13 protein-coding genes and 1 pseudogene are annotated in these 14745 nt (G+C 71.3%); 8 read left to right on the top strand and 6 right to left on the bottom strand.

What is annotated here, in order from left to right:
* Positions 1 to 356: 356 nt before the first annotated feature.
* From ACZ6S4_RS35065 to ACZ6S4_RS35045, 5 genes are all read left to right on the top strand, one after another.
* On the top strand, positions 357 to 1979 hold the full coding sequence (locus ACZ6S4_RS35065) for a methyl-accepting chemotaxis protein (RefSeq protein ID WP_465479020.1): 1623 nt from the start codon (positions 357 to 359) through the stop codon (positions 1977 to 1979).
* A 112-nt stretch (positions 1980 to 2091) separates the two neighbouring features.
* Complete coding sequence (locus ACZ6S4_RS35060; RefSeq protein WP_465479031.1) at positions 2092 to 2517, top strand: Hsp20/alpha crystallin family protein; 426 nt, start codon at positions 2092 to 2094, stop codon at positions 2515 to 2517.
* 5 nt (positions 2518 to 2522) lie between these two features.
* Entirely contained in the window at positions 2523 to 2843 is a 321-nt protein-coding gene (locus ACZ6S4_RS35055) for an STAS domain-containing protein (RefSeq protein ID WP_465479019.1), read from the top strand.
* Positions 2844 to 2966: 123 nt separating this feature from the next.
* Positions 2967 to 4655: an alkaline phosphatase family protein gene (locus ACZ6S4_RS35050; RefSeq protein ID WP_465479018.1), complete on the top strand. Its 1689-nt coding sequence runs from the start codon at positions 2967 to 2969 to the stop codon at positions 4653 to 4655.
* Positions 4656 to 4695: 40 nt separating this feature from the next.
* The gene (locus ACZ6S4_RS35045) at positions 4696 to 5052 is read left to right on the top strand and encodes a DUF6204 family protein (protein ID WP_433717147.1); all 357 of its coding nucleotides are present in this window, start codon (positions 4696 to 4698) and stop codon (positions 5050 to 5052) included.
* On the opposite strand, the gene ACZ6S4_RS35040 is transcribed toward ACZ6S4_RS35045, so the two are convergent.
* Positions 5049 to 5585 carry a hypothetical protein gene (locus ACZ6S4_RS35040; protein ID WP_465479017.1) on the bottom strand — a complete coding sequence of 179 codons (537 nt, stop codon included), beginning with the start codon at positions 5583 to 5585 and terminating at the stop codon, positions 5049 to 5051. The two genes, ACZ6S4_RS35045 and ACZ6S4_RS35040, sit on opposite strands and share 4 nt — an antisense overlap.
* 392 nt (positions 5586 to 5977) lie before the next feature.
* On the opposite strand from ACZ6S4_RS35040, the gene ACZ6S4_RS35035 reads away from it, so the two are divergent.
* From ACZ6S4_RS35035 to ACZ6S4_RS35025, 3 genes are all read left to right on the top strand, one after another.
* Entirely contained in the window at positions 5978 to 9622 is a 3645-nt protein-coding gene (locus ACZ6S4_RS35035) for an nSTAND1 domain-containing NTPase (RefSeq protein WP_465479016.1), read from the top strand.
* A gap of 109 nt (positions 9623 to 9731) precedes the next feature.
* Positions 9732 to 10253, top strand: coding sequence for an RICIN domain-containing protein (locus ACZ6S4_RS35030; protein WP_465479015.1), 522 nt, complete (start codon positions 9732 to 9734; stop codon positions 10251 to 10253).
* Between the two features lie 168 nt (positions 10254 to 10421).
* The gene (locus tag ACZ6S4_RS35025) at positions 10422 to 10820 is read left to right on the top strand and encodes a DUF4037 domain-containing protein (protein ID WP_465479030.1); all 399 of its coding nucleotides are present in this window, start codon (positions 10422 to 10424) and stop codon (positions 10818 to 10820) included.
* On the opposite strand, the pseudogene ACZ6S4_RS35020 reads toward ACZ6S4_RS35025, so the two are convergent.
* The 5 genes and pseudogenes from ACZ6S4_RS35020 to ACZ6S4_RS35000 form a co-directional block, all read right to left on the bottom strand.
* A pseudogene (locus tag ACZ6S4_RS35020) lies at positions 10717 to 11633 on the bottom strand (DUF4158 domain-containing protein); the annotation flags it as partial. The gene ACZ6S4_RS35025 and the pseudogene ACZ6S4_RS35020 overlap by 104 nt on opposite strands.
* 34 nt (positions 11634 to 11667) lie before the next feature.
* Entirely contained in the window at positions 11668 to 12543 is an 876-nt protein-coding gene (locus ACZ6S4_RS35015) for an aldo/keto reductase (protein WP_465479014.1), read from the bottom strand.
* A 17-nt stretch (positions 12544 to 12560) separates the two neighbouring features.
* Complete coding sequence (locus ACZ6S4_RS35010; protein ID WP_465479013.1) at positions 12561 to 13577, bottom strand: beta-ketoacyl-ACP synthase 3; 1017 nt, start codon at positions 13575 to 13577, stop codon at positions 12561 to 12563.
* A 220-nt stretch (positions 13578 to 13797) separates the two neighbouring features.
* The gene (locus ACZ6S4_RS35005) at positions 13798 to 14337 is read right to left on the bottom strand and encodes a GNAT family N-acetyltransferase (protein ID WP_465479012.1); all 540 of its coding nucleotides are present in this window, start codon (positions 14335 to 14337) and stop codon (positions 13798 to 13800) included.
* Entirely contained in the window at positions 14334 to 14723 is a 390-nt protein-coding gene (locus ACZ6S4_RS35000; protein ID WP_465479011.1) for a VOC family protein, read from the bottom strand. The genes ACZ6S4_RS35005 and ACZ6S4_RS35000 overlap by 4 nt, the downstream gene beginning before the upstream one ends.
* Positions 14724 to 14745 lie beyond the last annotated feature (22 nt).

Below are 14745 nucleotides of genomic sequence, written 5' to 3'. Positions count from 1 at the left end.
GCTGGTTTGGTGGTGTTCCGCGGGCTTTGTCTTTTCCTGTGTCTCGGTCCCGGCGACGGACCAGGGGAGGAGGGGGGTGGCACGGGGGGCCTCCCCTGGCCCCACGTCGTCGCAGATCAGATCAGCGCGGTGCTCCGCCGGGACATCCCGGCGTCGTCGTGGCGGACCTGAGGTTCATGCGATGACGGTACGGGCGCAGCAGCGCGGCCGGCAAAGCGTTTTCGTCCCGGTTGCGTGCCGCTCACATCGCGGGTGCAGCTGCCAATAGGACTGGTACGGGCGGCGGGGGCCGGTCGTGGGGTGGGACGGCCGGTGACGACCGTGTCCTACCCGGGGCGCGGCGAGGGGATGCGGCCTTGAGCACGATTGCGGCAGTCGACGGTCCGGCGCGGCGGCGGTCGTTCGCCGATCTGAGCGTCAATCTCAAGATTCTGGGCGCGGTCGCGATCGGGGTGCTGGTCGCGGTGGCGATCGGTCTCATCGGGTTGCGGGCGCTGAGCTCGGTCAGTGCCACGGCGCAGCACATCTACCACGGCAATGTCACCAGCATCGAGGCCGTGGGTGCGGTCGACGCCGCGATGACGCAGGTCCGCCTGGACGTGGCCAACCAGGCCGTCTCGGCGGACCGGGAGGACACCGCCCGCTACACCGACGCCGTCCATGCCGGCCTGGAAGAGGTGCAGGCGGGGCTGGCGCGGTACCGGGCCAGTGGTCCGGCCGGGCATCCCACCCACATCGAGACCATGGAGTCGCGGTGGCAGGCCTACGTGGCGATCGTGCACGACAAGCTGCTCGTCGCCGGGCGGGACAAGAACTTCGTGGCGTGGGAACGGGCCCGTGACACCGAGGCCCGGCCCGTGCTGACCGAGCTCAGCGACACCGTCGACACGCTGAAGGAGACCGAGGACGCCGACGCGGCCCGGTCCGCGGACGCCGCGAAGGCGCAGTACGAGACCAGCCGTACCGAGTCTGTCCTGGTGCTGGTGTTGGGCGCGCTGTTGGCGCTGGCCACGGGGTTCGTCGTGGCGCGGGGCATCGTCCGGTCGCTGGGCCGGGTCCAGGCCGTCTGTGACGCCCTCGCCGCTGGGGACCTCACCCGTACCAGCGGGTTGAGCACCGCCGACGAGCCGGGGCGGATGGCCCGGGCGCTCGACACCGCGATGGCGCAGCTGCGCCGGACCGTCACCACCATCGACGGTTCGGCCTCGTCGCTGGCCGCCGCGTCGGAGGAACTGTCCAGCGTGTCGACGCAGATCGCCGCGTCGGCGGAGGAGACGTCCGTGCAGGCGCAGACGGTGTCGTCGGCCGCCGAGGAGATCTCGCGCAGTGTCGACACGGTGTCGGCCGGCAGCGAGGAGATGGGTGCGTCGATCCGGGAGATCTCCCAGAACGCCACCGAGGCTGCCCGGGTCGCCGAGGAGGCCGTCTCGGTGACCGCGGCGACCTCGGCGACGATGAACAAGCTCGGGGAGTCGTCGGCGGAGATCGGCAACGTGGTCAAGGTGATCACGGCCATCGCCGAGCAGACGAACCTGCTGGCGCTGAACGCCACCATCGAAGCGGCCCGGGCGGGTGAGATGGGTAAGGGTTTCGCGGTGGTGGCCTCGGAGGTCAAGGATCTGGCTCAGGAGACGGCCCGGGCGACCGAGGACATCTCCCGGCGGGTGCAGGCGATCCAGGCCGACACCAGCGGTGCGGTGCTGGCGATCGAGGAGATCAGTGCGGTGATCTCGCGGATCAGTGAGTTCCAGACGACCATCGCCTCGGCCGTGGAGGAACAGACCGCCACGACCGCGGAGATGAACCGCAGCGTGGCCGAGGCCGCCACCGGCAGTGGCGAGATCGCCCAGAACATCACCGGCGTCGCCGAAGCCGCCCGGCTCACCAGTCAGGGCGTCACGCAGGCCCGGCAGGCCACCGACGAGCTGGCCCGGATGTCGACCGACCTCACGGCTCTGGTGGGAACGTTCCGCTACTGAACAGGCTCGCGCTGGGTGCTTGACAGCACACCCAGGGTCGTTGTATCTCAGAAGAAGTTGAGTCCACGGGACTCAAGAAGCCTGGTGAGGGAGCACCAAGGAGGAGATGACCATGCTCATGCGTACGGATCCGTTCCGCGACATCGACCGCATGTTCGAGCAGCTCGCCGGCACCGCGGCGCGCCCGGCGGTGATGCACGTCGACGCCGAACGCGACGGCGACTGGTTCCACGTCTACTTCGATCTTCCGGGCGTCGACCCCGAGTCCATCGACCTGACCGTCGAGCGCAACGTTCTCTCCGTCCGCGCGCAGCGCCAGCGTGCCCGCCGTGACGGCGTGGAGAGCGTCATCGCCGAACGCCCGATGGGGGTTTTCACCCGCCAGTTGTTCCTGGGCGACACGCTGGACACCGACAAGCTCGAGGCCGAGTACGACACCGGGGTGCTGCACCTGCGCATCCCCGTCTCCGACAGCGCCAAGCCACGCCGGATCAGCGTCGCCGCCGGCTCGGGGACCCCGCGGCAGATCAAGGGCTGAGCACCATGCGCATCACCACCCACCTGGTCAACGACGGGGTGATCCGGCTGGCCGTGTCCGGCGAGCTCGACCTGGGCACCGCCGACCTGCTGACCGACGCCGTCGACGGGGTGCTCGCCTCGGCCCGCCCCGCCGAAGTGATCCTCGACCTGGCCGGGCTCACCTTGTGCGACTCGGTCGGCGTCGACGCGCTGCTGCGGACCCGGGCCGCCGCGAACGCCCAGGCGGTGCACCTGACAGTGATCAACCCGCGCGGCATCGTCCGGCGCGTGCTGGACGTGACCGGCACGCTGGACCGGCTCACCGGGGTGCCCGCCCTGATCTGACGAGGACAGCTCTGACCGCAAACCGACACCGCCTGGCACAACGCACGCCGGGCGGTGTCAGGGTCGGTGGGTACAGTTCGCAGTCGTCAGGGGGCTCCACCGCAGCTGGTTAGGATCGTCAGGTTGTCGTTCTTCACGCGCTCGCGCCGGCGCCGCGTCACCGCGGCCGTGCTCACCGTCCTGGCCGCGGTCCTGGTCTTCCTCGCGCTGGTCGTGCCGGACCAGATCACCCGGCTGCCGCCCGGCGCGTCGGTCCCGGCGGCGTTCGTGCGCATCCCGATCGAGGCCCTGGCCGCGTTGGCCCTGCTGCTGGCCCTGCCGGGCCGCGCCCGCCGGGTCGTCGCCGCGGTGCTCGGCGCCGCGCTGGGGCTGCTGACCGTCATCAAGGTCATCGACATGGGCTTCTTCACGGTGCTGGCCCGCCAGTTCGACCCGGTGCTGGACTGGCCGCTGCTGGCCGACGGCTACCGCTTCGTCAAAGGCTCGGTCGGCCGGCCCGGGGCCATCGCCGCGGTCGCCGGGGCGATCCTGCTCGCGGTGGCGGTGCTGGTCCTGATGACTCTGGCCGTGCGCCGGCTGGCCGCGGTCGCGGCTGCGCACCGTACCGCCAGCACCCGCGGCATCGCCGCGGCCTGCCTCGCCTGGCTGGCCTGCGCCCTGCTCGGCACCTCGTTCGTCCCGGGGGTGTACGTCGCCTCCGACAGCGCCTTCGTGCTGGCCCACGACAACGTCCTCAAGGTCCCGGCCGCCGTGCAGGACCGGCGCGCGTTCGCCGCGGAGGCCCGCGACGACGCGTTCCGCGACGTGCCCGCCGAGCAGCTGCTGACCGGGCTGCGCGGTAAGGACGTGGTGTTCACCTTCATCGAGAGCTACGGGCGGTCCGCGATCGAGGACCCCAAGCTCAACCAGCGCGTCGACGCCACCCTGGCCGAGGGCGGCCGACAGCTGACCGCGGACGGGTTCGCCGCCCGCAGCGGCTTTCTGACCTCGCCGACCACCGGCGGCGGCAGCTGGCTGGCCCACTCGACGTTCCAGTCCGGGGTGTGGATCAACAACGAGCAGCGCTACCGCAGCCTGGTCTCCGGCGACCGGCTGACGCTGACCAGCGCCTTCCGCAAGACCACGGCCTGGCAGACCGTCGGCGTCGAGCCGGGCGTCACCTACGCGTGGCCCGAGGGGCGGTTCTACGGCTTCGACCGCGTCTACGACTCGCACACCCTGGGCTACCGCGGCCCGCCGTTCAGCTGGGCCACGATGCCCGACCAGTTCACCCTCAAGTCGTTCACCGACCGCGAGTACACCCGGCCGGGCCGCGACCCGCTGATGGCCGAGATCACCTTCGTGTCCAGCCACACCCCGTGGGCGCCGCTGCCGGCCCTGCTGGACTGGGCCGACATCGGCGACGGCTCGGTCTACGCCGCCCAGCAGCGCGGCGCCCCGTCGGCCGGCGAGGTGTGGAAGGACGCGGCCCGGGTCCGCGAGGCGTACGCGAAATCGATCAAGTACTCGATCGACAGCGTCGTGTCCTGGGTCCGCGAGTACGGCGACGAGAACCTGGTCCTGGTGCTGCTCGGCGACCACCAGCCGGCCCCGATCGTCGTCGGCGCCACCGCCAGCCACGACGTGCCGATCACCATCGTCGCCCGGGACCCGGCCGTGCTGAACCGCATCGCGGACTGGGGCTGGACCGACGGGCTCGAGCCGGCCCCGCAGGCACCGGTGTGGCCGATGGACGCCTTCCGCGACAAGTTCCTGACCGCGTTCGGCCCGTCCAACGATCCGCCGCGGCCACTGGCACCGCCCAAGCGGTAATCCGGTGGAGCGCGGACCGGGTGCCCTCTACGGTCGGCGCATGAGCACACGCACCATCCGGGTCACCGTCCGCGGCGCCTTCGCCGGTCTCACCGACGCCCAGCGCGCCGAACTGCTGGCCCACGCCGGCGAGCACGACGTGGCGTTCGCCGCGTACACGCCCGAGGGGTCGCTGACCTACGACATCGCGGCGCGGCCGTTCTTCACCTTCCGCTTCGCCGACACCGTCGAGCAGGAGCAGGACATCCCGGCCGCGGTGACCCGCGCCGAGACCGCCGCCGCGGCGTACCTGACCGGGCGTGGCTACGGTTTCAAGGACCTCAGCTCCCAGGCCGTGGACATGTCGCAGATCCCGCTGGGCAAGCGCGGCCGCAAACTCGCCGCCCGCGGCGACTAGAGCGTCGCTGTCTCCGTCAGCGCGGCCTGCGCCCGGACGATGAAGTTCTTGGTTTCCCGGCTGACGGCTTCCCTCGATTGCCGGACGGCGCCGTGGATTTTGTCGGCTTCGGTCAGCTGCAGCGCTGCGTCGAGTTCTTCGGCGAGACGATCGAGAGCACCCGTCAGGCCATCGGTGGCGTCCCGGATCGACTCCGGGCCCTCCAGGTAGACGACGTACCGCCGTCGAGCAAGTTCGCCGCCGACGATGTTCCTGCCGTTGCGGAATTCGATCAGTGCTGTCTCGTCGCCGGCGGCGGCGCGCGCGATCAGGTCTTTGACCTGCCAGCGGGTCTCCGCGACGTACGTGAGCAGGTCGACGTAGGCGGCCCGGCGGAGATCCCGGGCCCGTTCCCGGCGCTGGGTCTCGGCATGCGAGGTGACGTTCACCTGTGCGGCTCTGATCGTTGCCCTGCTCGTGAGCCAGCTCGCCGTCAGTGCGGCCGTCGCGGTGAGAACACCGGTGACCAATGCCACCAGAACCGTCTGCTGCATGCCGGCAAGTATGGCTTTCCGGGGCAATGATCGGCGACGGCAAATGGACCGCCCGTAGTTTCCAGACCAAAACAACGGTAAGCGTTCGATCTAGGCCGTCACCTGGGGTCGCTTCCTCAAGCTGAGGGTTTCCGGGCAGCCGCTTCGGCCGATTTCCGTGATCCCGGTACGTGGGACGGGATGTCAGCGCCGGTGTCGGCGGTGGTGCTCGTCGTTCTCGGCCCCGCGCTTGGGTAGCTGGCCCAAGGGGCGAAGTTACCGGCGCGTCACTGCTCCGCTGGCGCGAATCCGACTTCACCGATGCCCTCGACCCCTTCTCACGCGATGCTGGTCCCGACATGACTAATTGATGTAGGTGGATGTGAGGGGCGATGCCGCGTCCAGAACGTTCGGTGGATCCTGCTGCCGGCCCGGTGCAGATGCTGGCCGCGGAGCTTCGTGACCTGCGTCGGCGGGCCGGGAACCCGGGATATAGGGAGCTTGCTTCCGAGGCTGGCTACTCGGTCGCGGCATTGGCCAATGCCGCCGGGGGCCGGAGCCTGCCGAGCCTGCCGGTGACGTTGGCGTTCGTCCGGGCGTGTGGTGGTGATCTGGCTGTTTGGGAACGGCGGTGGCGGCAGGCGTCGGCCGAGTGGGCGGCGTCGCAGGGTAACGGCGCACGGCGGCAGTCCTCGGCAGCGGACGAGCGTCCGCCCTATCTCGGACTGGTCGGCTACGGCGTGGAGGACGGGGACCGCTTCTTCGGGCGGCGGCGGATCCTGGCGCAGCTGGTGGAGATGCTGCAGGAGCACCGGTTCGTGGCGGTGTTCGGCGCTTCTGGTAGCGGTAAGTCCTCGCTGCTGCGGGCCGGTCTGATCCCCGCGATGCAGTGCGGTCGCCCGGCCGGCGACGGTGGCGACCACGTCTTGTTGATCACCCCGGGTGCCGAACCGCGCAAGGCGTTGAGGGAGGCGCTGGAACAGGCCCAGGCCACCGCCGCGGTGCTGCTGGTGGTGGATCAGTTTGAAGAGCTGTTCACGCTGTGCCGCGACCCGGCCGAGCGAGATGCCTTCATCACCGAGCTGGCGACCTCGGCCGTCGACGCGGACGCGGCGGAGGGCGCCGAGCCGCGGATGCGGGTCGTGATCGGGGTCCGCGCCGATTTCTACCCCCGCTGTGCGGAGTCTGCCCTGTTGGCCCGGCTGCTCGCCGGGGCCAACGTGCCCGTGGGCCCGCTGGCCCTGGATGAGCTGCGCGAAGTGGTCACCGAGCCGGCCCGACGGGCCGGGTTGAGTGTCGAACGGGCGTTGGTGACCAAGATCGTGGCGGATGCCGAGGGGCAGCCGGGGGCCTTGCCGCTGGTCTCGCACGCGTTGCTGGAGACCTGGCGGCAACGCCGCGGAGAGGTCCTGACGGTGGCCGGGTATGAGGCCGCGGGCGGGATGAGCGGTGCGATCGCCCAGACCGCGGAGTCGGTGTACCAGGGCTTGGACGAACGCGACCGGGAAACGGTCCAGCAGGTGCTGGCCCGGCTGGTCACCCTCGGCGAGGGTGTGCCGGACACCCGACGCCGAGTCCGGCGTGACGAGCTGGACCAGCCCGAGGTGGACGCGGTGCTTGCCAAGCTGGCCGAGACGCGGCTGCTGGTGCTCGGCAATGACACCGTCGAGATCGCGCACGAGGCGCTGATCAGGGCCTGGCCCCGGCTGGACGACTGGCTGCACGCCGACCGGGACGAGCTCAAGCTGCGCCGCCAGCTCACTGAGGCGAGCCTGATCTGGCGATCTCATGACCGCGACAGCGGCGCGCTCTACCGCGGCGCCCCGCTAGCGGCGTGGGACGGGCGCAGCATGCAGCGTCTCAATGGCCTGGAACGGGCGTTCCTGACCGCCAGCCGCGAACGGCAGGCCCGCGAGATGACCGCCCGGCGCCGCCGCGTCCGGCTCGCGTTGACCAGTCTGACCGTCGGTGTGGTGGTGATGAGCGTGCTGGCCGCCATCGCCGCGGTCCAGGCGTCTCGGGCGAACGAGCAGCGTGAGGTTGCCCGCTCCAGCCAGTTGGTGGCCCACGCCCGGGCCCAGTTGCAGGTCGACCAGGAGGTCGCACTGCTGCTCGCCGTCGAGGCGTTCGACACCCGGCCCACCGAGGAGGCGCACGCGGTCCTGCGCCAGGCGGTGGCCGATTCACGGGTGCGGGCTACCGTGCGTGCCGACCAAGGCCAGGTGCTCGAGGTGGCATACAGCCCGGACGGCCGCATGGTCGCCAGCGCCGGCGACGACGGCACAGTCCGGCTGTGGCAGCGCGCCGACCCGGAGGGACTACACGCTGCCCCACGCGTTCTACGGCGTGGCGACTCGCCGATGAACGACCTGGTGTTCAGCCTGGACGGACGTTCGCTCGCGGTGGGCGGCTCCGACGGCGTGGTCACCGTGTGGGATCTGGCCGGCGGTGGCGCCCCGGTGGTGCTGCGCGGACACGCCGGCGTCGTGCACGCGGTCGCGTTCAGCCCGGACGGCCGGCGGGTCGCCGGCGGCGGCGGCGACGGTACCGTCCGGATCTGGGATGCCGCGGGCCGGCGACGTCCGGTGGTGCTGACGGCCGGGAGTCCCGCGCTCGGCGTCGCTTTCAGCCCGGACGGCAAGCAGGTCGCCGGCAGCGGCACCGAGACGATCCACCTCTGGAATGCGACCGGCCGGGGCAAACCGAGGGTGCTCACCGGCCATGAGTGGACCGTCAAGGATGTGGCGTTCAGCCCGGACGGAAGCCGGCTGGCCAGCGCCGGCAGCGACGGCACGGTGCGCATCTGGCCGACCGCCGGCCTCGGAGAGCCGGTGATTCTGCGGGGCAACGACTCCTACGTCGAGTCCGTGGCGTTCAGCCCGGACGGACGACGGGTGGCCAGCAGCCACAGTGGCAGCAACACCATCCGGGTATGGAACACCAGCGGCGAGCGAGACCCGGTGGTGTTGCGCGGGCATGACGGGGCGGTGTGGAGTGTCGCGTTCAGCCCGGACGGGCGGCGGCTGGCCAGCGCGAGCACCGACGGCACGATCCGGTTCTGGGATCCCGGCGTCGCCGCGAGCCCGCTCGTACTGCGCGGCCACCGCAGGGAGGTGTGGACCATCGCCGGCAGCGCCGACGGGCGGCTGCTGGCCAGCGGCGGACGAGACGGCACGGTGCGCGTATGGCGAGACCCGTGGCACGCCGACCCGTTGATACTGCGCGGCAACCAGGACGAAACCCTGGCGGTCGCGGTCAGCGCGGACGGCCGCTGGGTGGCAAGCGGCGGACAGGACCAGACCGTCCGCGTCTGGAACGCGCAGACCGGCGCCGTGAAGGCGGTACTGCGCGGCCACACGGAACTCGTATTCGACGTCAGCTTCAGCCCCGACGGGCAGCGCCTGGCCAGCGCCAGCAAGGACGGCACCGTGCGCATCTGGTCGCTCGTCGGCGGCTCACCGATGGTGCTGCGTGGCCACGAGAACAGTGCCAGCGCGATCGCGTTCAGCCCGGACGGGCAGCGCGTAGCCAGCGCGGGCGCCGACGGCACGGTCCGCATCTGGTCCGCCGACGGTACGGGCACACCGACGGTGATCCAGGACCAGCCACCCGGCCGTCAACTCTGGGCCGTCACGTTCAGCCCCGACGGCCGGCGCCTGGCAGTCAGCGGCCAAGACGGCGCCGTACGGATCTGGCCCAGCGACGGCCACGGACCACCACTCTCCCTGCACGGTCACCGAGACGTCGTCTGGAGCGTCGACTTCAGCCCGGACGGCCGCCTGCTTGCCAGCAGCGGCCAGGACAACGACGGCGTACGGATCTGGCAAACCACGACCGGCCGGGAACTGGTCACCATGCGCGGCCACGGCGCCTCGGTCGAACAGGTCAGGTTCACCCCCGACGGCCGACTCGCCACCGCGCACGACGACAGCACCGTCCGAATCTGGCAATGCGAAGCCTGCGGGCCGATCACCGAGATCCGCACCAAGGCAGGTGCCCTGGCCACCCGGGCCCTCACCACCGAAGAACGCGACGCCTTCGTCCTTCCAGCCCGGTGACCTGCGGTTGTTTACTCGCCCACGGGGCTACTGAACAACATCGCAGCCGGGTTCTCTAAGAGCCCAGCACCCGGAACAGAGGGGTGCGGGAGAGACGAAGGGGACTCACATGTTCAAGAACAAACGCCGGGTCGCGAGATCGTTCGGCCTGCTGGCCGTCCTCGCGCTGTTCGCCGCCCTGCTTCCCGGTGGCGCGGCCCAGGCGCAGGCAGCACCACTCGAATCCACCATGCTCGCCGACGGGCCCTACTACATCGTCAACGCCAACGGCCTACACCTGGCGGCGTCCGACTCGGGGTCTCTCATTCTTACCCTCTTCGAAGGTAATCCGCGCTTCCTTACCGTCCCGGACAACGGCTACGTGACTTACCAGAGCGCCACCGGGCCGAACGTGGGCACCGTCGGCAACGGTACGGCACACGGGACCCGGGTCGACCTAGTCGCTCGGTCCGGCAGCCACACTCAGGACTGGAGCACCCGACCCGTCGGTAGCGGCAGCCGATTTTTCGGGATAGTGAACCGGGCGTCCGGACGGTGTCTCGGAATTTCCGGCGGCAGCAGTGGCACCACCCTCGCCATCTTCGACTGCGACCGGCGACCCAACCAGCAGTGGGCACTGATGCCGGCGTAGCCGGGGGCAGCGCCCCGGACCTGATCGGTCCGGGGCGGTAGCCTGCTGTGGTTCGACGAGGTGTGTGCTGAAGCCGTGCAGGCGATTTGGACGCGGACGTGACGACGGTGCCGGGGTTACTGCGAGAGCGGCTCGCCGGCTGCTGTCTTTCACCACGACACCGGCGAGCTGACCCAGCTACGCAGCAGGCTGCGGTGGTATCCCGACGAGGTATGGCGGCACATCCTGGCCGCCCAGTGGACCCGCATAGCCCAGGAAGAGGCGTTCGTCGGCCGCAGCGCCGAAGCCGGTGACGATCTCGGTAGCCGCCTGGTCGCCGCGCGGCTAGCTCGCGAGGTCATGCGGCTGTGCCTGTTGCTCGCCCGCCGGTACCCGCCATACAACAAGTGGCTGGGTACGGCATTCGGCGCGCTGCCCGACGTTGAGGAGATCGCCGCGGCCCTGCGCGAGGTGCCGGCGAACTGGTCAGGATCTCGTCCAACAGCGCCTGCCGGTTCTCCCCGCCCTTGGCCCGCTCCGCGAGGGCCTCACCGACCTTCTGCTTCGCCGCCGCCTCCCGTCCGCTGATCGCCTGGTCGAACAACGACAGCGTCTCGTCGAGCACGTCGACGGCCGACTGCGCCGGCACCGTAAGCAGGATCGGATACCGGCGCTCCGGCTCGCGCCGCTGCAACGCCTGCCCGGTCAACCGGCGACCCACCCCGGCCAGGAACCGGCGCCGCTCCGCCGGCAGCATCGACAGGTCTACGGTGTGCGCGTCGAGGCGCCGCAGGTAGGCCAGCTCCAACTCCGTCTTCACCGCGGCCGGGCTCGACGACGTCGGCCCCACACCCAGCCAGGCCAGCGGGGTCCGGCCGAGATAGGCGTCCGGGACCAGCAGCAGATCCAGCTCGGCGCACCGCCGGTCGGAGACAGGTGCCGTACCCGCGCCCACGTCTCCGTCCTCACGTGAGCCCGAGCCGCGGCCACCCGTCGCAGCAACAGGATCCATCGCCCGGGCGAACAGGAACTCGTCGAGGTCCTTCCACTCGGCGGTGTCCATCGACCGCCAGCCGGCTTAGCCGACCACCTTGCGCAGATGATCCGTGCGGGTCTGCTCCCGCTCGCCGTACCCGCGCAGTTCACCCATCGCGATCCCGAGCCGCTGCGACAACCGGCCCACCGCCGCGTCCGGTGCCAACGCCACCTCATCAGGCACGAACCCGAGCCACGGCAGCGTGCACAGCTGGACCGCCACGCCCAGCACGTTGCGGCCCGTACGGAACTGATGCACGAACGCCTCGTCCGCACCGGTCAACGTGAAGTACGGATCAACTCGGCCCGATTGATCTCCGGGAAACCCCGAAGCCGCGCCAGTTCCTCCGCATCGACCGTCACCAAACTACGGGCGGGCCAAATGCCCGGCCGTAAATAACTAAAGCGTCGCCAACTGCTGAGCGGTCAAGCGCAGCGCGCCGGCGGCGACGTTCTCGTGCAGGTGCGTGACGCTGCTCGTGCCCGGGATCACCAGCACATGCGGGCCCTGGTGCAGGGCCCACGCGAGGCGTACCTGTCCGGTGGTGGCCCCGTGCGCGGCCGCGACCGCCCGCACCGCCTCGTTGGTCTCCTCGCCGGCGCCTTTCTCCCGGGCGTCGCCGGCGAGGCTGAAGAACGGCACGAAGGCGATGCCGCGTTCGTCGCAGATCCGCACGAGATCGTCGTGGCCGCGGCGGTAGTCCAGGCCGTAGCTGTTCTGCACGCACGCGACCGGGGCGATCGCCTGCGCCTCGTCCAGGTGGTCGAGAGTCGCGGCCGACAGCCCCAGGTGGCGGATCAGGCCCTGCTCGCGCAGGGCGGCCAGGGCCGCGAACTCCTCGGCGCAGCTGCCGTGCCCGGGCCCGCGCAGCCGCAGGTTGACCAGGTCGAGGTGGTCGCGGCCGAGCCGGCGCAGGTTCTCCTCGACCTGGGCGCGCAGCTGCGCCGCGCTGCGGGCCCAGCCTTCTTCGCCCGGGCCGACCTTGGTCGCGATGAGCAGATCCTCCGGGTACGGCCACAGCGCCGCCCGGATCAGCTCGGTGGCGTAGCGCTTGTCCCCGGCGCCGACCTGCAGGGTGCCGCCGGGGGAGACGTAGAACGCGGCGGTGTCGATGTGGTTGACGCCCAGGTCCACCGCGTGCCGCAGCACCCGCACAGCCGGCCCCGGGTCCGGGTCGACGGTCAGGCGCATCGACCCGAATCCCAGCCGGCGCACGGTGTGCCCGGCCAGGGTGAACGTCCCGGCGGCAGCGGCGTCGATCTTGTCAGTGGGCATCGCGCCAACCTAGCGCGTCACTGCTCGGTGGCGATCACATCCACCTGGGGCCAGGTCATCATCGCCGAGGCCCAGGTGAGGCCGCCGCCGAACGAGGTGGCCAGCAGGCGGTGCCCGGCCAGCAGGGCCTCGTCGCGGCAGGCGTCGCCCAGCGCGAGCGGGATGGACGCCGCGCCGGTGTTGCCGACGCTGGCCACGTTCCCGATGCAGCGGTCGGCCGGTACGCCGATCTGCTCGGCGACCCGGTCCAGGATCCGCTGGTTGGCCTGGTGGGCGACGAAGCGGTCGACGTCGGCGACGGTGTTCCCGGCGGCGCGCAGCACCTTGAGCGCCGAGGCGGTCATGTGCTCGACCGCGCGGCGGTAGACCTCCTGGCCGGAGACCGCCCAGTACGCATCGCCGGGCTCGGTCGCGGTGCGGGCCCGCTGGCGGCAGCCGCCGTTCTCGATGCGGATCAGGTCGGCGGCGGCGCCGTCGCTGCCCAGGTCGAACGGGCCGATCGCGCCGGGCTCGCCGGTCTCACCGGCGCGCAGCACGACCGCGCCGGCCCCGTCGCCGAACAGGATCGCCGGGCCGCGGGCCTCCGGGGTGTGTTCCAGGAAGTAGGAGTTGGTCTCCGCGCCGATGAGCAGGACCCGCTCGGCGATGCCCGCCGCGATCAGCCCGGCGCAGGTGGCCAGGCCGTAGACGAAGCCGCTGCACACCGCGGCGATGTCGAACGCGGCGGCCGGGGCGACCCCGACCCGCCAGGCGACTTCGGGGGCGGTGGCCGGGCTGAGCCGGTCCGGGGTCGTGGTGGCGACCACGACGGCGTCCACGGCGTCGGTCTGGGCCGACTTGAGCGCGTTGCGGGCGGCGGTGGTGGCCAGGTCAGCCGTGGTGGTGCCGGGGTCCACGACGCGGCGCTGGGCGATGCCGGTGCGCCGGCGGATCCACTCGTCGCTGACGCCGAGGGCCGGCGCCAGTTCGGCGTTGGACACCGTGCGGCCGGGCACCGCGGTGCCCAGCCCTTGCAGTACGGCGACTCTGCTCACATCTCTCCTTCGGCGGGGTGGTCCGGTGCCGGTGACGCGACCACCAGCATCGGCTCCGTCTCGCGATACCCGCACCTCGTCACCGCACACCGCCGGGGGAAATCCGCCGTTCGAGTTGCCAGCCGGGGTCGCGCAGCACCACGCCCACCGTATGTCGGGCGGTCCCGGCAGGCACAAGCTCTACCCGGCGGTAGTTTTTCCTGAGTAACCAGACAGACACTCAGCGTGCCATTTCCGGGTCCTGGAGTTGCCGGTGGCCCACGTGCAGGTGACCCTCCAGCGGATACGGGTCGCACGCCGGGAGAGTGCGCTCGTACGCGTAGCCGCTCTTCACCGCGACCCGGCAGGAGCCGGTGTTGTCGACCTGGTGCAGCAGCCGCAGCCGCCGCACGCCGGGGAACGTCGCGAACGCCCACCGGGTCAGCGACCCGAGCGCCCGCGGGGCGATCCCGCGGCCGCGGGCGTACGCGGCGGTCCAGTAGCCGACCTCGGCGTCGTCGGCGGCCGGGTCCGGCCGCTTCAGCGCCACGTTGCCGACCAGCTTCCCGGCGTCGTCGAGCACCGCGAAGCTGAACCGGCTGCCGGTACGCCGGCCGGCGTGCTGCATCTCCAGCCACTGCCGCGCCTCGCCGGGGTCACCGGCCCGCACCCTCGTCCAGCGCTCCAGCAGCGGGTCACCCACCGCGGTGATCAACGCGGCCGCGTCGTCGTCGTGCCACGGCCGCAGCGTCAGGCCCGCCACCGGCTCCGGGGCGTTCACGACGTGGTCAGGCCACGCTCGGCGGCGCTGCGCTCGACGCAGAACTCGTTGCCCTCCGGGTCCCGCATGGTGACCCAGCCCATCCCGTCGGGGGTGCGGTGGTCCTCGTAGACGGTCGCGCCCGCCGCCAGCAGCCGCTGCACGGTCTCGTCGCGGGTGCCGGCCGGCGGCTGGATGTCCAGGTGCACCCGGTTCTTGCCGGCCTTGTCGTCGGGCACCCGGATGAACAGCAGGCCGGGCGCGTCCGGCACCGGCGCGGTGATCAGCACCTCGTCGTCGTCGGGCTCCTCGTCCGGCAGGTAACCGGTCACCTCGAGCCAGAACCGGGCCAGCGCGTGCGGGTCATGGGCGTCGATCGTGATGTGACGCACAGGATTCAGCGACATGGCGGGCAGCGTAACCGGCGCC

The organism is Actinoplanes sp. NPDC051405 (genome assembly GCF_055586185.1).
Note: the sequence above shows the minus strand (reverse complement) of the source record. Positions and strands in the feature narration are given on the sequence as shown.

What these genes read in the sequence shown, in the direction of transcription:
- ACZ6S4_RS35060 (WP_465479031.1), top strand. Translation starts at nt 2,092, where the DNA reads ATGCTCATGCGTACGGATCCGTTCCGCGACATCGACCGCATGTTCGAG.
- ACZ6S4_RS35055 (WP_465479019.1), top strand. Translation starts at nt 2,523, where the DNA reads ATGCGCATCACCACCCACCTGGTCAACGACGGGGTGATCCGGCTGGCC.
- ACZ6S4_RS35045 (WP_433717147.1), top strand. Translation starts at nt 4,696, where the DNA reads ATGAGCACACGCACCATCCGGGTCACCGTCCGCGGCGCCTTCGCCGGT.
- ACZ6S4_RS35040 (WP_465479017.1), bottom strand. Translation starts at nt 5,585, where the DNA reads ATGCAGCAGACGGTTCTGGTGGCATTGGTCACCGGTGTTCTCACCGCG.
- ACZ6S4_RS35030 (WP_465479015.1), top strand. Translation starts at nt 9,732, where the DNA reads ATGTTCAAGAACAAACGCCGGGTCGCGAGATCGTTCGGCCTGCTGGCC.
- ACZ6S4_RS35015 (WP_465479014.1), bottom strand. Translation starts at nt 12,543, where the DNA reads ATGCCCACTGACAAGATCGACGCCGCTGCCGCCGGGACGTTCACCCTG.
- ACZ6S4_RS35000 (WP_465479011.1), bottom strand. Translation starts at nt 14,723, where the DNA reads ATGTCGCTGAATCCTGTGCGTCACATCACGATCGACGCCCATGACCCG.